The sequence below is a fragment of the Marivita sp. genome (genome assembly GCF_048006345.1).
Classification (GTDB): Bacteria; Pseudomonadota; Alphaproteobacteria; order Rhodobacterales; family Rhodobacteraceae; genus Marivita.
Genome location: NZ_CP180351.1, coordinates 418810 through 441483 on the forward strand (window position 1 = coordinate 418810; position 22674 = coordinate 441483).

A 22674-nucleotide genomic window follows, 5' to 3' on the forward strand; every position below is an offset into this window, starting at 1 on the left:
GGGGTGTCCTTCGTAGCAGTCTCAGGAGGGTTCAGTTTGACCGGGTGCGGTGGTTGGAACAAGAACCGCTTTGGGTCGGGGTTGGACCAGCGCCAAACCGGCCAGCATCAGGGCAAGCGCCGCCCAGAAATAGGGCGAGTAGCTTTCGTTCAGGAACAGCATCGCCCATGTGACGCCAAAGAGCGTCACGAAATAGCTGACCTGAACGGTGAAGACCGCGCCCGCCCGGCCGACCAGCCAGACATAGCCAACATAGGCGGCGGCATGCAGCAACGCCGTGGCGACGATGGCAACATCCGGTGCGCCCCACGGTCCGCGCGGGTCGATGAATTGCCCCGTCATCAGGGCCAATGGCAGGGTGATCACTGTGCCGACCAGAGAAGCCCCGCACAGCGTCTGCACCGGATCAAGCCCCCCAAGTCCCCAGCGGGCGACCACGCTGCTTTCCAGCGCATAGAAAAACGACGAGATCAGCGCAACGAAGATCCAGATCACGGGGACAGAGGCGGGCAGGCTTGTCTCGGGCAGGATCAACAGGCAGATGCCGGCAAAGCCAAGGCTCAGCCCGGCCAGCCTGCGCCAGCGGAACCGCTCCAGCCCGAAGGCGAGCGCGATGGGAAAGGCGATCATCGGGATCGAACTGAGCAGGATCGACAGCACGCCCGAGGGCAGGTGGATCGCTGCGGAATAGGACGAAATGCCGGGCAGGACGGACCCGATCAGCGCAAGCGCCGTGTAGAGCGTCATGTCCCGACGGGTGAAGCGCATGGGGGTGCCGCGCAGCACGCAGACAAAGCCCAGCACGGCGGCGCCGATGCCCATCTGCCAGAACAGGATGCCGAAATGGCGATACCCTTCGCTGACAGCGGTTTTGGCCAGCGGCTGCGTCGCCCCCCAGGCTGCGCCCGCGAGGATAAGAACGATCAGCGGCAGGGCGCGTTTCACGGCTTTGGTCTCATGGCGCGCTGGCCTGCAAGCGTCCACCGTCGCGGATCATGTGAAGGGCGGTGGCCTTGCCGGTGCGGTCGTCGGTTTCCACCAATACACCCGACAGCGTCGCCTCGCCCAATGCGGGCTGGAAACGGCCTTTGCTCATACCGGTGACGAAGCGGCGCATCGGTTCGGTCTTTTCCATCCCGATCACCGAATTGTAGTCGCCGCACATACCTGCATCGGTCAGGTATCCGGTGCCTCCCGGCAGAATTTGCGCATCGCCCGTGGGCACATGGGTGTGGGTGCCGACAACAAGGCTGGCGCGGCCATCGCAGTAATGCCCCATCCCCATCTTTTCCGAGGTCGCCTCGCAATGCATGTCCACAAGGATCATCTGCGCCTGACCGCCTAAGGGGTGGGCGCGGAGAACTGCGTCCACAGCCGAGAACGGATCATCGAAGGCGCGTTTCATGAACACCTGTCCCAGCACCTGCAGCACGAGGATCTTGCGCCCGCGCGCATCGGTGAAGAGGCGGTGCCCCCGACCGGGGGCCTGTTTGGCAAAGTTCAGCGGCCGCAGGATGCGGGGTTCGTTCTCGATATAGGACAGCATGTCCTTCTGGTCGAAAGCATGGTCACCCAATGTCAGGCAATCGACCCCGGCGTTCAGCAGGTCTTCGGCATGGGGGCCAGAGAGGCCAACGCCGCTGGAGGCGTTTTCGCCGTTCACCACGCAGAAATCGACCTTGAGGCGGTCGCGCAGGGCGGGAAGCCGCTCGGTGATCGCGGTGCGGCCCGCGCGGCCCATGATGTCGCCAAGAAAGAGTGTTCTCATAGGCAGAGGATTAGAGCGGTGCTCCGGGAAAGCAAAGAGGCAAACCGGGCGTGGGAGACACCGCGTTTCGAAACGCGACGGAAAAGCCCATTCGAATGGGCTTGCAAGCGGCTTCAAAGCCGCATTCAAACAATTTCGAAATTGCTTGGGCGCTCACCTCAGAACAGCGAGCCCTGTTCGGGCGGTTTCGGCCTGGATTTCGTCGCCGGTTTCGCACCAGCTGCACCAACCGTCATACGTCCATCGGCAAATTCGATCTCCAGCGCGGTTGCGGCTTGCGCGGCTTTCTGCGTCGTCACCACAGCCCCGTCCCCCCGCACGACCGCATAGCCGCGCTTCAAGGTCTCCTTATACCCCAACGTTTCGCGCAACCGGTCGAGCGCCGTCAGCCGTGATCGCCAATCCTTGACCTGTGCCTGCCCGGCACTCGACAGCCGTCGGGTCAGCGCGTCCAGCCGGTCGCGTTTGACGGCCAGATCCCGTTCGATGGGTTTCAGCGTCAGCCGGTCCGCGCGTCGCGCCAGTGCCTCGCGCTTGGTCTCGACCACACGTGCCAGACCGGGGGCGAGCCTCGTGGCGCTTTGGTCGAACCGCCGCCTCTGTTCAGCCAGCGCACGAGACAGAAGCGAGGGGCGCAGAGACGCGGACGCCTCAATAAGCCGCCCGCGGCGCAGGTCCACTGAGCGGGTGAGGGCGCGCGGCAACCGATCCACCATCAGGTCGAGCCGCTGCGTCGGCCCCGACAACAGGGTCTCGGGCCGGGGCAGGGCGCGGGCCAGATCGCGCAAGCGCTGGTCGCGGGTCTGCATCCGCTGCGACACCGCGCGGGTCATGCGCGCCTGTTGGTCGCCGACCCATCCCAGCAGTTCCAGTCGCACCGGCACCGCGATTTCCGCAGCCGCCGTGGGGGTCGGGGCCCGCTGGTCGGACACATAGTCGATCAGCGTTGTGTCGGTCTCATGGCCGACCGCCGAAATGAGCGGAATCTCCGACGCCGCTGCCGCCCGTGCGACGATCTCTTCATTGAAGCCCCAAAGGTCTTCAATGCTGCCACCCCCCCGCGCGACGATCAGCAGATCAGGCCGGGGCAGGGCACCGCCGGGTGTCAGAGCGTTGAAGCCCGCGATGGCACGGGCCACTTCGGGAGCGCAGGCCGCCCCCTGAACGGCCACAGGCCAAACCAGCACCTTGCGCGGAAAGCGGTCTCGCAACCGGTGCAGGATGTCCCGGATCACCGCACCCGAGGGCGATGTGATGACACCGATGATGTCGGGCAGGTAGGGCAATTCCTTCTTGCGCGCCGGATCGAACAACCCCTCTGCCGCCAGCGCCTTCTTGCGTTTTTCCAGCATCGCCATCAGCGCGCCTTCGCCCGCGACGGTCACCTCATCGACGTTGAGGTTGTACTTGGACTGCCCGCCAAACGCCGTCATGCGCCCGGTAACGACAACCTCCAGCCCTTCTTCGGGGATCACGGAAAGCTGCGAGACCTGACCTTTCCACGTGGTGCAGGCCAGCACGGAACGGTCATCCTTGACGTCATAGTAAAGATGCCCCGACCGCGCCGTGAACACGCGCCCCACCTCGCCGCGCACGCGGATACGGCCGAACTGGTCCTCCAGCGTCTTTTTCACCGCACCCGACACTTCGGACACGGTGTATTCCGGCATGTTCTGCCCCGGACGCGGATCGTCGATCAGATCGGACATTTGGCCTCGCTTGCGCTTCACTCGTCCCGACCCTAGAACGCGCGCAACCGAAGGTGAAGACGGAGCGTGCGCCATGAACATTCTCATCCTTGGAAGTGGCGGGCGCGAACACGCGTTGGCTTGGGCGGTGATGCAGAACCCGAAATGCGACCGGCTGATCGTGGCGCCGGGAAATGCCGGGATCGCGATGATCGCGGAATGTGCGGCGCTTGATATTATGGACGGCGGCGCGGTTGTCACCTTTGCCGAAGAAAACAGCATCGACTTCGTGATCGTCGGCCCCGAGGCGCCCCTGGCTGTTGGCGTGGCGGACCGGCTGCGCGATGCCGGTCTCTTGGTCTTTGGACCATCGGCCGAGGCGGCGCGATTGGAAGCCTCCAAAAGCTTCACCAAAGAGATCTGCGACGCCGCCAACGCGCCGACCGCGGCCTACGGACATTTCACCGATGCCGTGGCGGCCAAGGCCTATGTCCGCGCGCAGGGCGCGCCCATCGTGGTCAAGGCGGATGGTCTGGCTGCTGGCAAGGGTGTCATCATCGCCGAAACGGTGGCCGAGGCCGAAGCCGCCATCGACGACATGTTCGGCGGGGCCTTTGGCGGGGCCGGGGCCGAGGTGGTGATCGAGGAATTCATGCAAGGCGAGGAAGCCTCGTTCTTCGTCCTCTGCGACGGCAAGGACGTGCTGCCCATCGGCACCGCGCAGGACCACAAGCGCGTGGGTGAGGGCGACACCGGTCTCAACACCGGTGGTATGGGGGCCTATTCCCCGGCACCGGTGCTGACCGACGCAGTCATTGCAAAGGCGATGGACGAGATCGTGAAGCCCACCATGGCCGAGATGGCCAAACGCGGCACGCCGTTTCAGGGCATCCTTTTTGCCGGCTTGATGATCGAAAATGGCCAGCCACGTCTTGTGGAATACAATGTCCGCTTCGGCGATCCGGAATGTCAGGTTCTGATGATGCGGCTGGGTGGTCAGGCCTTTGACCTGTTGCATGCCTGTGCCGAGGGGCGTCTGGCCGAGGCTCGCGTGAACTGGGCCGACGATCATGCGATGACCGTGGTTCTTGCCGCGAACGGTTACCCGGGCAGCTATGAGAAAGGCAGCGTCATCGGTGGTCTCGATGGCCTGCCCGAAGACAGTTTCCACATGATGTTTCACGCGGGTACCACCGAAAAGGACGGCAAGATCACCGCAACCGGGGGGCGCGTCCTGAACGCGACCGCACGCGGTGCCACGCTGCAAGAAGCCCGCGACCGGGCCTATGCAATGGTCGATCAGGTGAACTGGCCCGAAGGCTTCTGCCGCCGCGACATCGGCTGGCGGGCGCTTTAAATGGCGACAGCGCTGGCCGGATTTGCGCTTGGCCTGTCCCTGATCCTTGCCATCGGCGCGCAGAATGCCTTTGTCCTGCGGCAGGGCTTGCTCAAATCGCATGTCTTTGCAGTCTGCCTGACCTGTGCACTGTCCGATGCCATCCTGATCGCCTCTGGGGTGGCCGGGTTCGGTGCGTTGACGCAGGCGATCCCCGGACTGGAACTGGCGATGCGGCTCTTGGGCGCGGCGTTCCTGATTTGGTACGGTGCCCGCACTTTCCAAAGCGCGTGGCGCGGCGGGCAGGCGATGCAGGCAGGCCGGGCAGCCGGATCGCTGCGCAAGGCCCTGCTCACCTGCCTTGCGCTGACATGGCTCAACCCGCATGTCTATCTCGACACGGTGGTGCTGCTGGGCGCTGTCGCGGCGCAATACGAGGACCGGTTGAACTTCGCACTGGGGGCAATGACCGCCAGCTTCGTGTTCTTCTTTTCGCTTGGCTACGGCGCGCGTCTCTTGGCACCTCTCTTTGCCAAACCGCGCGCGTGGCAAGTGCTGGACGTGATCATCGGCATCGTGATGTGGGCGATCGCGGCGAAACTGTTGTTGATGTAGACAATGACGGTCAAGGCAGTTGAAGCGGGCCGTCCATTACAGAACAGCCTCTTGCACATTGACCCGCCTTCCGCTCCAGTATCGCCATGACTGCGACGACACCACCCAACAGCGCCGGAAATCCCGTCCTTGGCATCTTCTGGATGGTCATGACCGGTATTTGCTTTGTTGCAGTGACCGCGCTGGTCAAGACCTTGGGGGGGCGCATCCCGGCGGCCGAGTCGGCCTTTCTGCGCTACGTGATCGGTCTGGTCTTCCTGATCCCGGTCTGGCGCGAGTTGATTGCGATCAAATTGACGCCACGTCAGAAAAAGCTCTTCGGCATTCGCGGGATTGTACACTCTCTGGGCGTGATCCTGTGGTTCTACGCCATGACCCGCATCCCCATCGCCGAGGTCACGGCGATGAACTACCTCAACCCGGTCTATGTCTCGATCCTCGCGGTGTTCCTCTTGGGGGAATGGATGGCCCTGCGCCGTGTGCTGGCGGTGATCGCGGCCCTTATCGGATCCTTGATCATCCTGCGCCCCGGCTTTCGCGAGCTTGACCCCGGTCATATCGCCATGCTGGCCACGGCGCTGCTCTTTGCTGGCAGCTACCTGATCGCCAAGATCGTGTCAGGCGAATTGCCTGCCAGCCTCGTGGTTGCGCTTTTGTCGATCACGGTGACGATCGGGCTTGCCCCCTTCGCCATCGCGGTCTGGGTCACCCCCAGCCTTGCCGACCTCGGAGTGCTGGCGGCCATCGCCTGTTTCGCTACAGCGGGTCACTATACCATGACACTGGCCTTTGCGGCGGCTCCGGTTACCGTCACGCAGCCCGTCACGTTCCTCCAACTGGTGTGGTCGGTGCTTTTGGGCGCGCTCTTTTTCGATGAGCCCGCCGATCCGTGGGTGATCCTCGGAGGTGGCATAATCATGGCATCGGTGATCTTTATCACCTGGCGTGAAGCCCGGTTGCGCAAGTCGCACCGCACGCCCGTGGTCAATGAAACAAAGGTGTAGGCTGACCTAGCGGCGCTCTGCGTCACCCTGTCCAAGGTCCCGAATGGCATTGTTTCGTATTCCGCAAAAAACCGGGTTTGGTTCCAAAATTGGTCACAATCAACGGCGACAAATGGGGTAGGTAACGTACGAGGAACACATCATGTTTGCCGAAAACTTCTCCAGCCCTGATTTGGGCGAACTGCGCCACTTCCTTGTGGCCGAACGTCAGAAAACGCTGTCGGATGCCGAATGGAAATTTCGCATGCGTGGCTACGGTTTCCACGTCAAGCGCGTCGATGGCGGCGTGATGGTCGCGCGGATCCCCAAAAACGAAATCCTGGGCTGCGTGAAGATGTGACCGGCAGGTCGTCCCGTCCGGGCGGCCTTTTGTCCATCTGATCCATCTCGCGCAACGGACCGGGCTTTGCTATGTCCGGTGCATGAAAAACTATATTGATCTTCCCCCGGTCTGGTTGGCTGCGGCGCTTGTCGTGGCTTGGATGCAGAAGACCCATTTCGATTTCGGTCTGAGCTTCGGCCCGGTCTGGGCTGACCTTGTGGGCGGATTGCTGGTCGGTGGTGGCATCGTTCTGATCGCCTTGGCCGCCTACGAGATGCGTCGTCACCGCACGACGATCATTCCCCATCGCGACCCCGCCGCGCTGGTGACAAGCGGCATCTTCAAGCGCTCGCGCAATCCCATCTACCTTGCTGATTCGCTGATCCTCACAGGAATGATCCTGTACTGGGACGCGGTGTTATCGCTCCCATTGATCCCGGTTTTTGTCTGGTGGATCGAGAAACACTTCATTCTTGCCGAAGAGAAACGTCTGCGACGAAATTTTCGTGCGAATTTTGCACGATATGAGAAACAAACGCGACGTTGGCTCTAGCCGACAGGGCACATCTGCTCTAGATGAGCGGTTCGCGGTTGGGTGGCATTGTGCGCTTTAGGTCAGCATTGTAGACCCATCGCCGGAAATCATGCCGCTACGGCACTTCGCAACGAACCATAAGGGGGACGGCTCAGGTGAAAATCGGGACGCCAAAGGAAGTGATGAAGGGTGAGGCACGTGTTGCCATGACCCCGGAGTCCGCCCGCCAGCTGCAGAAGCTGGGATATGAGTGCATCATTGAAAGCGGTGCAGGCGACGCAGCGGGCTATAATGACGATACGTACAAAGAAGCGGGCGTCGAGGTTGTCAAAACCGCTGCAGCTCTTTGGAAAGAGGCCGATGTGGTCGCCAAGGTGCGCCCGCCGACCGATGCCGAACTGAAAAAGTCGCGCGAAGGTCAGCTTCTGATCTCGTTCTTCTATCCGGCACAGAACGAAAAGCTGATGCAGCAGGCGGCCAAGCAGGGCACCTCTGTCATCGCGATGGACATGGTGCCGCGGATTTCCCGCGCCCAGAAGATGGACGCACTGTCCTCGATGGCGAATATCGCGGGCTACCGCGCCGTGATCGAAGCGGGCAACAATTTCGGCCGCTTCTTCACCGGTCAGATCACCGCTGCAGGCAAGGTGCCCCCGGCGAAAGTTCTGGTCGTCGGTGCCGGTGTGGCCGGTCTTGCCGCCATCGGCACATCGACCTCGCTCGGTGCGATCACCTACGCCTTCGACGTCCGCCCCGAAGTGGCGGAACAGGTCGAATCCATGGGTGCGGAATTCGTCTTCCTCGATTTCGAGGAAGAACAGCAGGATGGTGCCGCAACCGGTGGCTATGCCTCTGTGTCCTCTCCGGAATTTGCCGCAGCCCAGCTTGCCAAGTTCCGCGAACTCGCACCCGATATGGATATCGTGATCACCACCGCGCTGATCCCGAACCGCGAAGCGCCCGAGCTTTGGACCCCCGACATGGTCGCGGCGATGAAGCCGGGCTCGGTCATCGTGGACCTTGCTGCTGAAAAGGGCGGCAACTGCAAGCTGACCGTGATGGACGAAAAGATCGTCACCGACAACGGTGTGACGATTATCGGCTACACCGACTTCCCGTCGCGCATGGCCACGCAGGCGTCCAACCTCTATGCGACCAACATCCGTCACATGATGACGGACCTGACACCGGAAAAAGACGGTCAGGTCGTCCACAACATGGAAGATGACGTGATCCGCGGTGCCACCATCGCGCATGAAAAGGCCGTTACCTTCCCGCCGCCCCCGCCCAAGGTTCAGGCGATTGCCGCCAAGCCCAAGGAAAAGGCCAAGGAACTCACGCCCGAAGAAAAGCGCGCCGCAGAAGTGGCCGCCTTCAAGGCGCAGACCCAGCAGCAGGTCACGTTGCTTGCCGTCGGGGCTGCTTTGGTTCTGGGCGTCGGTCTTGTTGCCCCGGCCAGCTTCATGCAGCACTTCATCGTGTTCGTCCTGTCGGTCTTTATTGGCTTCCAGGTGATCTGGAACGTGGCGCATTCGCTGCACACGCCGCTGATGGCCGTCACCAACGCGATCTCTTCCATCGTGATCCTTGGCGCGCTGATCCAGATCGGGTCCAGCTCGCTTCTCATCACGCTCTTGGCGGCGCTGGGTATCTTCATGGCCTCGATCAACATTTTCGGCGGCTTCCTCGTGACACGGCGCATGCTCGCCATGTTCCAGAAATCCTAAGGGGGCAGGCACCATGGAATTCGGATTCACCATCGCGGCCTATGCGGTCGCAGCGGTTCTCTTCATCCTGTCCCTCGGCGGTCTGAGCGGTCAGGAAAGCGCCAAGCGCGCGGTGTGGTACGGCATTGTCGGTATGGCCATCGCCGTGGTCGCCACGCTGATGGGGCCGGGGCAGGGGCTGTTCGTGGCCTCTCTGGTGCTCATCGCACTGGGTGCAGGCGTCGGCTATCAGTTGGCCACACGCGTTCAGATGACCCAGATGCCCGAGCTTGTGGCCATCATGCACAGCCTTGTCGGTCTGGCGGCGGTGTTCGTGGGCTTCAACGCCGACATCATGATCAACAACATCGGCGACATCTACGAGGCCAACAACCTTGTCATGGGCGCAGTGTCTGCGGATGGCTACACCGCCATCGGCCTGCCGAAAGAGGTCTATGACGGCCTGTCGTCCTTCGGCAAGCTGATCGCAAAGAAGACCAATGTCGAGATCAACATCCTCAAGGTCGAGCTTGTTTTGGGCATCTGGATCGGTGCCGTGACCTTCACCGGCTCGGTCATCGCTTATGGCAAACTGGCGGGCAAAGTGGACAGCGGCGCGAAAAAGCTGCCGGGCGGTCACCTTCTGAATGCCGGTGCTGCGGCGCTGTCGGTGCTGCTGGCGATCATGTATCTGGGCGGTTCGGGCAGCTGGACCCTCGTTCTGCTGACCCTGCTGGCGCTGTTCATCGGCTATCACCTGATCATGGGCATCGGCGGCGCCGACATGCCGGTCGTGGTCTCCATGCTCAACAGCTACTCCGGCTGGGCCGCTGCCGCGATTGGCTTCAGCCTCGGCAACGACCTTCTGATCGTGGTGGGTGCGCTTGTGGGCTCCTCGGGTGCGATCCTGTCCTACATCATGTGTAAGGCCATGAACCGCAGCTTCATCAGCGTGATCTTGGGTGGCTTTGGTGGCCCTGCGGGCGAACAGATGGCTGTGGAAGGCGAACAGATCGCTATTGACGCTGATGGTGTCGCACAGGCTCTCGACGAGGCCGACAGCGTCATCATCATTCCGGGCTACGGCATGGCGGTGGCACAGGCACAGCAGAACGTGGCCGAACTCACCCGCCGCCTGCGCGCCAAGGGCAAGACCGTGCGCTTTGCGATCCACCCGGTTGCAGGTCGTCTGCCCGGCCACATGAACGTGCTTCTGGCCGAAGCCAAGGTGCCCTACGACATCGTGCTCGAGATGGACGAGATCAACGACGACTTCCCGGACACGGATGTCGCCATCGTCATCGGCTCGAACGACATTGTGAACCCCGCCGCTCAGGACGATCCCAACAGCCCCATCGCCGGCATGCCGGTACTGGAATGCTGGAAGGCCAAGCAGGTCTTCGTGTCCAAACGCGGTCAGGGCACCGGCTATTCGGGCATCGAGAACCCGCTGTTCTTCAAGGACAACACGCGGATGTTCTACGGCGACGCGAAAGCCAGCCTCGACACGCTGCTCACCAAGATCAGCTGATCTGGGTCAGTGACCAGACAAGAAACCCCGCATCGCAGGATGCGGGGTTTTTTCATGCCGCGTTTCTGGCGATCCAGGTGTCCATCTGCGTGTCCAGATCATCCCAATCGGTATATTCCTTGTCCCAGTCCAGATCCGCCTCCGGGTCTTTCGCGGCAATGATCCGACGCATGACGAAGCGTCGGAACACGTCATATTTCGACGGCTCATATGCGCCCGCAACCTGCACCACCTGACCGGGTGTCCAACCCGTGGCCTGGGTGAAATCCGACAGGATGGTCTCAAGCCCGCGCCAATCCTCGGCGTCGTGGCCCGCCGCTGCAAGCGACACCGACAGCAACAGCGTCGGCATTGCAGCCAGCGCGTCCGCGTGAGCCTCGGCAAAGTCCGACAGCACCGACTGGTAATGCCCGATATGCACTGATGCGCCCAGAACGGCTGCATCGAACCGCGTCAGATCAACTGGCCCGGCCTCAGCCAACGCTGCCAATTCAACGCTGTGACCCAGATCGACCAGCCGATCCATCAGATGTCGGGCGATCTTTCGCGTCTGCCCTTCCGTGCTGGCATAGCCAATGAACAGTTTCATGAGGAACCCCCTTGCTGCCGAAGTGTCACAGCAGGCCAGTCCCGCGTGACCGCCCCAAGCCTAGCGGATCGGCGGATGGCGCGCGTTGACCTGCCGCAAAAACCGTTTGAGATCATTGAACTGCCGGCCATTTTGCGCCTGCCTGTTCCTTGGGCGTCCTGCGCGGGACTGCTGCGTACGGTGCAATGCATACAGTTGAATACTGGTAAAATACTGAAATGTCTGGAAATTTCCTTTACTTGGCAAAATGTCGGGCCTAAGTCTTGGCCAAATCTGAAAGACCGACCCATGGCACCTATCGAAGACCACCCCCTGCGCTATGCCCTCTCGAACGAACTGCATGCGCGCCCGTTCCCGTCACTCGAAGCGCCCTGTCGCGCGGTTTACCTTGCGCTCAAAAAGCCCAAGGCGGCGGCTGCGCGGGACAAGACGCTGGATCTGGACCACCTCAAGGTACTGCTTGACCGCTACGGCACCGCGCATCCACAGCCGGGGGCGACGCATTTTTCCGGTCAGATCGGCCAGAACACGCTGAAATGGGAACAGCACACCGAATTCGTGACCTACACGGTGTTCCTCAACGGCTTGACCGACCGACCCTTCGATCCGGCGGATATGGACGTGTTTCCCGACAGCTGGCTGGCCTCGGCTCCGGGTGTGCGCATCACCTCGGCGCTGATCCGCGTCGAATGCCGCCCCGATGAAGAGACGATTTCCCAGCATCTCTCGGACTGGTTCGTACCCGAAAGCCTAGCCGTCAGTCGCGTTCTGGATGACGACGCCATCGTGGCAGGCGATTTCCGTATCGACCCGGCGGGCCACCTGCGCTTTGGCTGCTTCGTCAACAAGGGCATCGGTCGCCGCCGTGTGGGCCGGATCGTGCAGCGCCTGTGCGAGATCGAAACCTACAAGACCATGTCGATGCTGGGCTTCACCCGCGTGCGCGAAATGGGGCCGCGCATGGGCGAGATCGACAACGAACTGAACCGCCTGATGGAAGCCATGACCCATGGCGACGGGCAAGAGGAAGACCGGTTGAAATCGCTGCTGGCAGTGTCTGCCGAACTCGAAAGCCTGTCGGCGCAAAGCTCGTTTCGGTTCGGCGCGACAGGGGCGTATGAGGCGATTGTCGAACAGCGGGTGTCGGTCCTGCGCGAGGTACGGTTTCAGGGCCGCCAGACCTTTGCCGAATTCATGACCCGCCGCTATGACCCGGCCATGCGCACGGTGAAATCCGCCGAAAAGCGCCTGTCGGCCATGGCCGCACGGGCCGTGCGGGCCGGTGACCTGCTGCGCACACGGGTTGAGGTGGCGCGGTCGGCGCAGAACCAGCAACTGCTTGAAAGCATGAACCAGCGTGCAGACATGCAGCTGCGCCTGCAAAAGACGGTCGAAGGGCTGTCGGTGGTGGCCATCAGCTATTACGCGGTCTCGCTGGCGGGGTATCTTCTTTACCCGGTGGCCGAGATGCTCGGCATTTCCAAGGGCGCTGTCACAGCCGCTGCAACGATCCCGGTTGTGGTGCTGGTCTGGCTCGCGATCCGTCGCATCCGGCGCGTGGTCGAGCAGGGTGGCCCCGACCTCTGAGACGTGCCCGTCGGGTGATGACCGGTGCGCGTTTCCGTCGACGGAAACGCGCGGACGCGTTGACGCGTCCGCTACCGTTGCACAATCACTTCGGTTTGAGCTTCCAATGAGGCCGCCAGCGACAGGAACCGCGCCTCGGCGACCTCGCCGTAAAGCGGCACTGAATCCTTGGTCAGCTTGAGCCGCAGTAATTTCTTGCGCGGCTTCCATTCAAGCGCCGTGCCGTCAGCGCTTGCATCCGACATCCAGAGCATCGATCCAAAGCGCAGCGCCTTGCCCAGAACCTCGGCCTCCAGCGTGGCCTTTGGCGACAGCAGCCCTTCCAGTTCCTCGAACCGGGTGCCTTCGCGCTTGTTCTTGTAGCGATGCAGCAGCGCCAGCCCAAGAAACACACGCTCGGAATGCTTCAACCCGCCAAGGTTGGCACGGGTGGCGTTGTCGAAACAGGTCTCGGCCCGGTAATCCGGATGCGCCCGCCAGCTCACGTCATGCAGCAGGCAGGCGGCTTTGATCAGCCGCACACGCGCGGTGTCTGCGTTCGAGAAGAGCGGCATGACGAAGCGGAACAGCTTCTTGCCGAACCCGGGTAGGCGCGCGTCTTTTGCCTCGGCAAAGCGGCACGCCTCGATCAGCGGGTCACGGTCGCGCAATTCCTGCGGCATCTGTTCGTAAAGCAGCCCTTCGCGGATGCCATAGCTCGAGATTGCAATGTCCTTCGGCTTGAACGTCTGAACCAGCCGCTTGAGCACATCGACCGCGTAGGGAACAAGGTCCATTCGCGCAGTGGAGATCCCGCAAGCAAGACGCAATTGCTCGATATCGCTCGATTTGATGAACTTCACGGTCTGGCTCACCGCTTTCTTGTCCATCCTGTACTCGTGCAGCACATGCAGCGGATAATTCCGCCGGTACATGTCAATCCGTGCGATGGCGCGCCATGATCCGCCGACAAGAAACAGCCGGTCGCGCTGTTGGCCCATGTGGTCGGCCAGCTTGGCCATCACCGCCTTGATGTGGTCGTCCCGCCCTTTCTGCCCGCCCTTGAGGTCACGCAGTTTCAGCGGCCCGAGATTCGAACTGATGCGGCGCCCGACGCGCCCGCCCGAGATTTCGGCCAACTCCATCGACGACCCACCAATGTCGCAGACCAGCCCGTAGCTGCCGGGCCAGCCCAGCATCACGCCTTGCGCCGAGAGCCGTGCCTCTTCCTCGCCGCCGATCACCCAGATCCGCAGCCCGGTTTCGCGCAGCACGTCGTCACGGAACTCCGGTCCATCCTCGGCTTCGCGCACGGCAGCCGTGGCCACGACCGTCAGGGGCGGCAGGTTCATCCCTTCGGCCAACGCCTGAAACCGCTTCAGCGCCAGAAGCGCACGGGCGCGGCCTTCGGGATTCAGACGGCCGGTGTTGGACATCCCCGCACCCAGCGCGCACATGAGTTTTTCGTTGTAAAAATACGCCGGAGACCGCGCCGCGCCGTCAAAAACGACAAGCCGGACCGAGTTCGACCCGATATCGACCACGCCCACGCGACTCAGCGCACGGGCCTGCGGATCGTTGAACAAAGGACGGCCGAACAGGCCCATCGGATCGTGTTCGGTGTCGGCGTTTCCGTCCATGTGGCCTCCCGATCAGGTTGCGCGCACCGTGTCAAAGCGCAGCGGGAAGGTCAAGAAAACAGAACCGGATCGGCAGCGTGGCGCAGATATTCAAACAGAATCCATACAATCACGCCGAAACCGAAATCACCGGCCGCTCACGCTTGGCGCGCCGGTGATCTGGCGGCGAAGGCCGCATAGGTCAATTGTTCGCCGTAAGCGGATCAATGATCTGCGTCACCTCGGTGATTTTCGATACAGGAATGCCACTCAGGTCAGCATGTTTCATGATCTCCTCCTCGCTGTCGGCGAGATAGACGCAAAAAGTCTTGTCGCCCGCGACATAGGAATGCTGCCATTGGATGGATGGGCCGATATTGGCCAAGGCTTGGTTCGAAGCGCGGGCCGCGCCGCAAAGTTCGGTCAGGGAAAATTCGCCGACGCCCGGAATATCGCGTTCAATCATGTAGCGTTTCATGGTGGGTCTCCTCTCTTTTCTGCCGCCGGGCAGGCGGTCATGCAAAGAGGATGACTGTTTCCCGTCGGAATCCAAAATCCAAATTCCTTTAGCAAGAGATAGATTTTCTTTACAAAATGAATTGTTTTCTTTTCTGACTAAAGGCAAACTTTAGAAATGACATCGGTCTCTCATCTCAAATCGCTGCAAGCGGTCGAAATGGCGATCCGGGAAGGATCACTCAAAACGGCGGCAGACAGACTGGGCATCACTCCAGCCGCCGTCGGTCAGAGAATCCGCGCTCTGGAGGATTATCTTGGCACCGATCTTCTATTGCGAGGACGGTCTGGCCTTCAGCCGACGCAGGAACTCGATCAGGCGATTGCCGATCTGCGGCTCGCCTTTGCAGCGCTCGAACGTGTGTCGGAGACACTTGATTTCCAGCGCATCAGCGAAATCCAGATCGTCGCTGATCCCGATTGGGCGGAACTCTGGCTTGCGCCAAGGATGCCTGTGTTTCGAGAGGCGCATCCGAACATTCTTTTCTGCATCAACGGGGCGGGGGATGTGCCCTTGCGTCTTGGAGCGCCCGATATTCGTATCGACTATGGTCCCGGACCGGGTGAGGCGCTGTTTCGCGACGTACTGGTTCCCGTGACAGGTCCCGACAATCCACGTCGCATTGCCGATTGGAACCCGGTCTTGCAGATGGAGGGTATGCCGCTGTTGCATCTGAATGTTCAACGAGAAAGCCCCGATCATCCCGGTTGGGTCGAATGGTTCGGAAAATTCGGACATCGTGAAAGCGGGCCAGATCGTGGGGTTCATTACAAACATGCCCGCATTGCGCTTGAAGCGGTGCGCGAGAATGTCGGTTTCCTCGTGTGTGGCCTTTCGCTTGTTCAGGACGATCTTGCCAGTGGCGCAATCGTCCATCCATTTCCGCTGTCTCAACATCTTGTCGCGCCCCATCCTTACCGGATGACCGTCCGCGCAGATGCGACCCGACGCCCGCAGGTTCAGCGCTTCTGCAGTTGGTTGCAATCGGAAGCCGCTGTAACGCGGGATCAGTTACAAACACACGTGGCCTCAGACTGACCCGAAGGCCGCTCTTGCAGATCTGCAGGACTTTGCCATTGTCACGCCGGATCGCGGTTAAGCGGTCTGACCGGGCAGGAGAAAACACATGCGCATTGCAACCATGGCCACCGGCGGCATCGGTGGATTTCTTGCCGTCAAGCTGGCCAATGACGGGCACGAGGTCGCCACCATCGCGCGCGGCGCGCATCTCGAGGCGATCCGGGCGCATGGGCTGCGTCTGGACCACGCGGACGGATCCGAGTTGGCGCATCCGGCGGTCGCCACCGACCGGCCCGAAGAGGTCGGGATCGTCGATGCCATCATCTTCGGCGTCAAGGGCGATGCCCTGGAAGAGGCGGCCCGCGCCTGTCTGCCGATGATCGGGCCTGACACGGTGGTGGTGCCGTTCCTGAACGGGGTCGAGGCGTCAGACAGGCTTTGCGCGCTTCTCCCCGAGCGAAACGTCGTCAATGGTGTCGCACGCGTGTCCACCACCATCTCCGCGCCGGGGGTCATCACCCAGACCGGCGCGTTTCACTCCTTCATCTTTGCCGAGCGCGACAGTCGGCCGTCTGCGCGCATCGACGCCTTGCGCAAGGCGATCAACGACGCAGGATCGTCGGCACCGGAAACCGACGATATCGACCGGGAACTCTGGTCGAAATTCGTGCTGTTCTCGGCGCTGTCCGTCGTCACGGCGGCGGGACGTTGCACCATTGGCGACATACGCAACACGCCCGAACTGGAGGCTCTGTTCAAGCGTGCCATGTCGGAAACCGCGCAGACGGGCCGGGCCTTGGGTGTGGCGCTGGCTGATGATCTGGAAGCGCAGATCTGGTCCAATCTGCTGGTGTTCCCCCCGCAGGGGCGGGCATCGACTGCCATCGACCTTGAACATGGGCGGCCCTTGGAAATCGAATGGGTGTCCGGCGCAGCGACGCGACTGGCGGCCAAAGCCGGGATCGACGCGCCTGTCAATGCAGCGCTCTATGCGATCCTTTTGCCCCACAAACACGGGCGCTGACCCCGCTTTTCGAAAAGCGGGATCAAGAGCTTTCGAAAGCTCTTGACCGCCCTATTCCTCGGTATGGGTCAATTTGGGAACGTCGGACGCGCCTGCTGATCCACGACCGGAAAGCGACGGGTTCTCCATGAAGAAGCGGTGACAGTTGAAAGCGAAATCGCCTTCGTCCCAGGTCGCGCGAACGAATTTGCCATCCGGCTGCATGATCCAGCTTTGTGCCACATCGGCAAGGTTCGCGGCCATGATCTGGCTGACGATCTGCGCCTTCACGGTGGCGTTCTCGATCTCGACCAGCGTTTCAACCCGGCGGGTCAGGTTGCGGCCCATCCAATCGGCAGAGGACATGAACACGCGCGACCTCTTGTGCGGCAGCCCGTACCCATTGCCGAAGCAGATGATGCGCGAGTGTTCCAGGAACCGTCCCACGATGGATTTGACGCGGATGTTTTCGCTCAGCCCTTTTACGCCGGGACGCAGGCCGCAGATCCCACGCACCACGCAGTCGATCTTCACGCCGGCCTGACTGGCCTCGTAGAGGGCGTCGATCATGTCCGGCTCGATCAGCGAATTCATCTTCAGCCAGATCTGTGCCGGTTTGCCGGCCCGCGCGTGCTCGGCTTCGGCGGCGATCATCTCGAGCATCTTCGGTTTCAGCGAATGCGGCGAGATGCTGAGGTTCTCAAGACCGTCCGGCAGGGCATACCCCGACAGGTAGTTGAACACCTTGGCCGCATCCCGGCCCAGAGCTGCGTCACAGGTAAAGAAGCTCAGATCGGTATAGATGGTGGCCGTGATCGGATGGTAATTTCCGGTGCCGTAATGGGCATAGGTCACCAGCCGCTCGCCTTCGCGGCGCACCACGATCGAGATCTTGGCATGGGTTTTCCAGTCCAGAAATCCATAGACCACATGGGCGCCCGCCCGTTCCAGCCGCCGCGACTGGCGGATGTTGGCGGCTTCGTCGAACCGGGCCTTGAGTTCCACCAGCGCCGTAACCGATTTGCCGTCCTCGGCTGCTTCGCAGAGCGCCGCCACGATGGGCGACTGACGCGAGGTGCGGTAGAGCGTCTGCTTGATTGCCACCACGTCCGGATCGCGCGCGGCTTGTGACAGGAACCGCACCACCATGTCGAAGGTCTCGTAGGGGTGGTGCAGAAGCATGTCCTTCTGCTTGATCGCAGCGAACATGTCGCCGTCGAAGTCCTGAACCCGTTCGGGCACGCGCGGGGTAAAAACAGGCCACAACAGGTCAGGCCGACTGTCGAGAACCAGTTCCTTGAGGTCCGCCGCGCCGATCATGCCGGTCAGTTCGATCACATCGTCGTCGCGCACGCGCAATTCGCGCATCACCGTTTCACGCAGCGTTTTCGGTGCGCCACTGGTGATGGTCAGACGGACCACTTCACCCCGACGCCGCCGTTTGAGCGCCACCTCGAATTCCCGCACGAGGTCTTCGGCCTCGTCCTCGACTTCGATATCGCTGTCGCGCAACACGCGGAACCCGAAATGGTCGCGCAGCTTGTAGCCGGGAAACAAGCGGTCGAAATGCAGCAAGAGCACGTCTTCAAGGAACAGGAACCGGTCTGCTCCGTCGCGCCGGGGCAGGGCCACGAACCGCGCCACCTGCGCCGGGATCGGCAAGAGCGCCTGCAATCCGGTGCGGTCCTTGCGCCGCTCCAGTTGCAGCGCGAGGCAATAGCCGTTGTTGGCGATGAACGGGAACGGGTGTGCCGGATCAATGGCCAGCGGCGACAGCACCGGGAAGACCTGATTGAGGAAGACGTCCTCGAGATGGGCCAGATCATCGGCATCCAGACCGTCGCGCGACAGGATCGAGATGCCTTCGGCCTCCATTCGTGTGCGCAGATCGGCCAGCACCCGCTGTTGCGACGCCATCAGCTTGCGGGCGTCCTCATTGATCAGCACCAGCTGCTCCGCCGGGGTCAGCCCGTCGGCCGCAGGGGTGACATTGCCCGCCTGTGCCAGTTCGCGCAGACCGGCGACCCGCACCGTGTAGAATTCATCAAGGTTGGTGGCCGAGATCGACAGGAAGCGCAGCCGCTCCAGCAATGGCACACGCGGGTTCTCGGCCTCTTCCAGAACGCGCCAGTTGAACCCAAGCCACAACATCTCGCGATTGAAGAAACGACCGGGACCGGTCAGATCCAGATCCGGGATTTCGGTCGGTTCGGGGGCGGGGGCGTGTAGGAAGTCTGCGCTGTTCATGTCGGTCCTTTAGCGGTGGCGCGTGACAGTTCGGTGACGCTCTGCCTCAGGACATCACCCTAAACCCCTAGTCAGACGCCGTTTCTTCCCGAAATTCAAGCTCGGCCAGCGCGGTTCGGGCAAGGCTGCGGGTCACACCCTTGGGTGTGCCCAAAGCTTCTGTGTCAAGATGCGCCACAACCTGACCCGCGGCTTCGAAAGATCGGGGCATCCAGCGCACCAGATAGGGGATCACGTCCGGCATCGGCACGATCTGCCGGTCGGCAAAGAGTTTCGCCAGAACCGCCGACAGCAGGATGTCATCAGGGGCTGCCATCTTGGCCACCGTGGTGCCTTCCATCCGGCTGGCAAGATCGGGCAGGCGAATGGACCACGCCGACGGCGCTCGTGTGGCGGTCAGAAGCATCGAATGACCATTGGCCAGAACCAGATTGTGCAGGTGAAACAGCGCCTCTTCCGCCTCGGCGTCGCCTGCGATCTGTTCCACATCCTCGACGCAGAGCGGCCCATCTGCCAGTGCCGGCACGTCTTCGGCTCTGATGCTGTGCGCCGCGATCAGGCGACCGCCGCTTTCAGAGCACCACACATGCGCCAGATGGGTCTTGCCAGACCCCGAAGGACCAACCAGAACCAGCTTGCCATTGGGCCAGTTCGGCCAAGTGTCCACAAGGCCCAAGGCCACGGCATTGCTGTGGGTGACGTAAAAGTCCCCGCGCCCCAGCGCCGGTCGCGCTGGAATGTCGAATTTCATCTGAAGTGCCATTTAGTCCCGGTCCTGATCGCTCAGCCCGCGATAAAGGCGGCTGTCCAGATATTGTTGCGCGGCAAAGCGCGTGATGACCCCGATTGACGCCGCGACAGGCACCGCCACCAGCATGCCCACAAAGCCGAACAGAGAGCCGAAGATCGACAGCGCCAGGATCAACCAGACGGGGTGCAGACCGACCGATGAGCCAACGAGTTTCGGGGTCAGAACATTGCCTTCGATCACCTGACCCAGCGCGAACACGCCAGCCACCAGCCCGATGGACACCCAGTCACCCCAGAACTGGAACAGCGCGAGACCGATGGCAAGCGCCCCGCCGATCAATGCGCCGAGATACGGGATGAATGTGACGAGACCCGCCACAAACCCGACGACAAGGCCGAATTGCAGCCCCAGTGCCATCAGCGCAACCGCATAATAGGTGCCAAGGATGATGCAGACCGTGCCCATGCCCCGGATAAAGCTGGCCAGCGTCGCGTCGATGTCAGACGCCAGTTTGCGGATGGTTGGCGCGTGGTCGCGCGGCAGCAATTCGTCGATGCGCGCCACCATGTTGTCCCAGTCAAGCAGCAGGTACACCGCCACCACCGGCACGATCACGAACAGCATCACGATGTTGATGATACCCGCCGCGGAACTCAGCACCGTGTTCAGCAATTCGCCGCCACGCGCCTTGATCGTCTCGCCAATGGAAATCAGCGACTGCCGCAGCGGGCTTTCGGTGTCCATGAGGTCGGGGAAGCGTTCGATCAGGAAATCGCGCAGGTTGGTAAAGAGCGTCGGAGCGATCTCAAAGAGGTCCAGCGCCTGTTTGACCAGCGACGGGATCACCCACAATAGCAGCAGGATGAACGCCAGGACACCGATCACGGTGATGATGGCGGTCGCCATGATGCGGCTGAAGCCCATGCGCTCCAGACGGTCGGCAACCGGATCAAGGAAATAGGCAATCGCCCCCCCCAGCACGAAGGGCAGCAGCACATCGCCAAGGAACCACAGCACCACCGCGAAAACGATGGCGGCAATGCTCCAGTATTTCAGCTGTTCCCGTGCGGGAAGTGCCATGCGATCTGCCCCTCTGACCTTGTCCTTACATCGCCTGTCCGGGGGCGGGTTTCAAGAGGTGGTGCGGTCTTCGTCTTTCGCTTGACGGGCCGCACATTGCTGATCAAAATGATTGCATTACATTTGAAATCATTTTTTATGAGACGCGCACATTATGCCACAGACTGCTCTTCTTACTCCGTTTGTCAGTCCCCTTTTGCTTGGCGGATTTAATGGACCAGGCCATTCCGCTCTGGTGATTGGCTCGAAAGTGTATTCATTCGGGGACAATTTCGCTTGGTATGTTGCACCCTCAAAGACCTATATGGCCGATAATGAATGGCGGCCAGTTCTTGTGCAGCACTTCGATGGTGCGAAGGTCGACGGTGCCAAGATGAAGGCGTACGTTACCGGATCTATGGAGTACGGGGCGACGTATATCTATGATGGCGTGTGCAGCCAACAGGCCGGGAGTGCCATTGACGCCGCGACCACAGACGAATTCGACCCGCCGGGGTTCAACACACCGGACAGGATAGCTGTCGCGGTGTCTCAGAAAGGCTATGAAACGGACCGCTATATCGTCATGCCGACAAGAACCACCGGCGGCTCGGACTATCGGATCTACAATATGATTACTGAGTATTATCGGAATTGCCCGGTAGGACAGCCCAAATTCTACGAGTGGACTGATTGATCGCGGCGCTGTGCCGGAACACGGCGAGGTGTGCTGCCGTCAGGAGCGGCAAAGATGCGTCGACGCATCGCTATTTTGCGTTGACGCAAAATGCGCCGCGCAATGTGTGGGCGTGATCGCCCTATATTCCCGGATCAATCGCGCCCCAAAGCCCGGCAGGCCTCCCAGATCGCCGCACCGTCCCTCAGCGCCAGCACCCAATCGAGCGGGATGCCCTTGGGTGTTGCGATCCCGTGTGTCGCCCCCATCGCCGCGCCGATCATCAGCGACCGACCGGCGCTGTCGCCGCCCGCCAGAATATTGCGCTCGACCGCGTCGGCATAGCTGATGCTGTGGCGCAGCACATGGAACATGACAGGGCCCGAGGTGGGCAGGTGGCAGGCCCGCCCGACCAGACCCGCATAGACGGTCGACTCCGCCTCGGATGTGGTCAGCGCATCCTTCAGTGCCGCCTGCACGTCGCCGGTTGCGGCCTCCGCTGCCGCCTCAAGCGCCTCGGCGACGGATGCGCCGTTCAGCACGCGACAGAGCAGGTCCGCAAAAACCGCAGTATACGCCCCAGCCACCGCGTTCACATTGGTGATCTGCATCGCCGCCTCGGCCTGCGCGGCCAGATCAGATGAGGCGTGGTAGGCGGCGACAATGGCGGGCAGCCGGGCCAGCGCGGGGTTCTGATCATCATCGATTCCGGAAGGTAGCTGTTCCGCCGCGATCCGCTCCAATGCGCCGCGTGTCGGGCGGTCAATATAGCCGGAATAGGTCCCACCCGGCCCGAAATGCGCGGCAAAGGCGCTGCGCTGGGCCGCCGCGTCGAAGGTGCCTTTGCTGTCGACCATGCTGCGCATCCCGACCAACAGCGCTTCACCGTATTGCGTCAACATGCCGGCATGGCGTCCCGCATGGGCGAAATAGCCCTTGGCGCCCTCGAAAAACGCCGCATCCACAGGGGCGAATGCAGCAGTGCCACGCGCGGTGGCGATTTCGGCGATCCGGTCCGGATCGTAGAGCCAATGAAGACCAAGGCTGGCCGCATCTGCCACAAGCGCACCAAACAACATCGCGGATGTCTGTGTCGGGTTCATCTCATATCACCACTGCCAA

Annotated in this window: 21 protein-coding genes; 11 read left to right on the forward strand and 10 right to left on the reverse strand. The window is 61.7% G+C overall.

Annotated elements, in window-relative coordinates; all coding sequences use genetic code 11:
* Positions 1 to 21: 21 nt before the first annotated feature.
* The 3 genes from ACMVPR_RS02200 to xseA form a co-directional block, all read right to left on the reverse strand.
* Complete coding sequence (locus ACMVPR_RS02200; RefSeq protein WP_416881512.1) at positions 22 to 945, reverse strand: DMT family transporter; 924 nt, start codon at positions 943 to 945, stop codon at positions 22 to 24.
* A gap of 10 nt (positions 946 to 955) precedes the next feature.
* A complete protein-coding gene (locus tag ACMVPR_RS02205) occupies positions 956 to 1768 on the reverse strand; it encodes a TIGR00282 family metallophosphoesterase (RefSeq protein ID WP_416881513.1) in 813 nt (270 codons plus the stop codon).
* 158 nt (positions 1769 to 1926) lie between these two features.
* Entirely contained in the window at positions 1927 to 3477 is a 1551-nt protein-coding gene (gene xseA, locus ACMVPR_RS02210) for an exodeoxyribonuclease VII large subunit (protein ID WP_416881514.1), read from the reverse strand.
* A gap of 73 nt (positions 3478 to 3550) precedes the next feature.
* On the opposite strand from xseA, the gene purD reads away from it, so the two are divergent.
* From purD to ACMVPR_RS02245, 7 genes are all read left to right on the forward strand, one after another.
* Positions 3551 to 4813: a phosphoribosylamine--glycine ligase gene (gene purD / locus ACMVPR_RS02215; protein WP_416881515.1), complete on the forward strand. Its 1263-nt coding sequence runs from the start codon at positions 3551 to 3553 to the stop codon at positions 4811 to 4813.
* Positions 4814 to 5407, forward strand: coding sequence for a LysE/ArgO family amino acid transporter (locus ACMVPR_RS02220; RefSeq protein WP_416881516.1), 594 nt, complete (start codon positions 4814 to 4816; stop codon positions 5405 to 5407).
* Between the two features lie 86 nt (positions 5408 to 5493).
* Positions 5494 to 6411: a DMT family transporter gene (locus ACMVPR_RS02225; RefSeq protein ID WP_300583108.1), complete on the forward strand. Its 918-nt coding sequence runs from the start codon at positions 5494 to 5496 to the stop codon at positions 6409 to 6411.
* A 142-nt stretch (positions 6412 to 6553) separates the two neighbouring features.
* The gene (locus ACMVPR_RS02230; RefSeq protein WP_292266722.1) at positions 6554 to 6751 is read left to right on the forward strand and encodes a hypothetical protein; all 198 of its coding nucleotides are present in this window, start codon (positions 6554 to 6556) and stop codon (positions 6749 to 6751) included.
* 82 nt (positions 6752 to 6833) lie between these two features.
* Positions 6834 to 7286 (forward strand): methyltransferase family protein, encoded by a 453-nt coding sequence (locus tag ACMVPR_RS02235; RefSeq protein ID WP_416881517.1) that lies wholly within the window; start codon positions 6834 to 6836, stop codon positions 7284 to 7286.
* A gap of 137 nt (positions 7287 to 7423) precedes the next feature.
* Complete coding sequence (locus tag ACMVPR_RS02240) at positions 7424 to 8995, forward strand: Re/Si-specific NAD(P)(+) transhydrogenase subunit alpha (RefSeq protein ID WP_300583103.1); 1572 nt, start codon at positions 7424 to 7426, stop codon at positions 8993 to 8995.
* A 13-nt stretch (positions 8996 to 9008) separates the two neighbouring features.
* Entirely contained in the window at positions 9009 to 10505 is a 1497-nt protein-coding gene (locus tag ACMVPR_RS02245; protein ID WP_300583100.1) for an NAD(P)(+) transhydrogenase (Re/Si-specific) subunit beta, read from the forward strand.
* A 52-nt stretch (positions 10506 to 10557) separates the two neighbouring features.
* Here ACMVPR_RS02245 and ACMVPR_RS02250 read toward each other — a convergent pair whose 3' ends face one another.
* On the reverse strand, positions 10558 to 11094 hold the full coding sequence (locus ACMVPR_RS02250) for a flavodoxin domain-containing protein (RefSeq protein WP_416881518.1): 537 nt from the start codon (positions 11092 to 11094) through the stop codon (positions 10558 to 10560).
* A 288-nt stretch (positions 11095 to 11382) separates the two neighbouring features.
* Between ACMVPR_RS02250 and ACMVPR_RS02255 the strand changes: the two genes are divergently transcribed.
* Positions 11383 to 12681, forward strand: a complete 1299-nt coding sequence (locus ACMVPR_RS02255; RefSeq protein ID WP_416881519.1) for a DUF3422 family protein — start codon at positions 11383 to 11385, stop codon at positions 12679 to 12681.
* Positions 12682 to 12752: 71 nt separating this feature from the next.
* On the opposite strand, the gene ACMVPR_RS02260 is transcribed toward ACMVPR_RS02255, so the two are convergent.
* On the reverse strand, positions 12753 to 14300 hold the full coding sequence (locus tag ACMVPR_RS02260; protein ID WP_300583094.1) for a Ppx/GppA family phosphatase: 1548 nt from the start codon (positions 14298 to 14300) through the stop codon (positions 12753 to 12755).
* 181 nt (positions 14301 to 14481) lie between these two features.
* Complete coding sequence (locus ACMVPR_RS02265) at positions 14482 to 14757, reverse strand: DUF4242 domain-containing protein (protein ID WP_416881520.1); 276 nt, start codon at positions 14755 to 14757, stop codon at positions 14482 to 14484.
* A 156-nt stretch (positions 14758 to 14913) separates the two neighbouring features.
* Between ACMVPR_RS02265 and ACMVPR_RS02270 the strand changes: the two genes are divergently transcribed.
* Both ACMVPR_RS02270 and ACMVPR_RS02275 read left to right on the forward strand, forming a co-directional pair.
* A complete protein-coding gene (locus ACMVPR_RS02270) occupies positions 14914 to 15834 on the forward strand; it encodes a LysR family transcriptional regulator (RefSeq protein WP_416881521.1) in 921 nt (306 codons plus the stop codon).
* 88 nt (positions 15835 to 15922) lie between these two features.
* On the forward strand, positions 15923 to 16840 hold the full coding sequence (locus ACMVPR_RS02275) for a ketopantoate reductase family protein (protein WP_416881522.1): 918 nt from the start codon (positions 15923 to 15925) through the stop codon (positions 16838 to 16840).
* 51 nt (positions 16841 to 16891) lie between these two features.
* On the opposite strand, the gene ACMVPR_RS02280 is transcribed toward ACMVPR_RS02275, so the two are convergent.
* The 3 genes from ACMVPR_RS02280 to ACMVPR_RS02290 form a co-directional block, all read right to left on the reverse strand.
* Entirely contained in the window at positions 16892 to 19066 is a 2175-nt protein-coding gene (locus ACMVPR_RS02280) for an RNA degradosome polyphosphate kinase (protein WP_416881523.1), read from the reverse strand.
* 67 nt (positions 19067 to 19133) lie between these two features.
* Positions 19134 to 19829: an AAA family ATPase gene (locus ACMVPR_RS02285; protein ID WP_300583085.1), complete on the reverse strand. Its 696-nt coding sequence runs from the start codon at positions 19827 to 19829 to the stop codon at positions 19134 to 19136.
* On the reverse strand, positions 19830 to 20897 hold the full coding sequence (locus tag ACMVPR_RS02290; RefSeq protein ID WP_416881524.1) for an AI-2E family transporter: 1068 nt from the start codon (positions 20895 to 20897) through the stop codon (positions 19830 to 19832).
* 304 nt (positions 20898 to 21201) lie between these two features.
* Between ACMVPR_RS02290 and ACMVPR_RS02295 the strand changes: the two genes are divergently transcribed.
* Complete coding sequence (locus ACMVPR_RS02295) at positions 21202 to 21573, forward strand: hypothetical protein (protein WP_416881525.1); 372 nt, start codon at positions 21202 to 21204, stop codon at positions 21571 to 21573.
* 134 nt (positions 21574 to 21707) lie between these two features.
* Here ACMVPR_RS02295 and ACMVPR_RS02300 read toward each other — a convergent pair whose 3' ends face one another.
* Positions 21708 to 22655 (reverse strand): ADP-ribosylglycohydrolase family protein, encoded by a 948-nt coding sequence (locus ACMVPR_RS02300; protein WP_416881526.1) that lies wholly within the window; start codon positions 22653 to 22655, stop codon positions 21708 to 21710.
* Between the last annotated feature and the right edge of the window lie 19 nt (positions 22656 to 22674).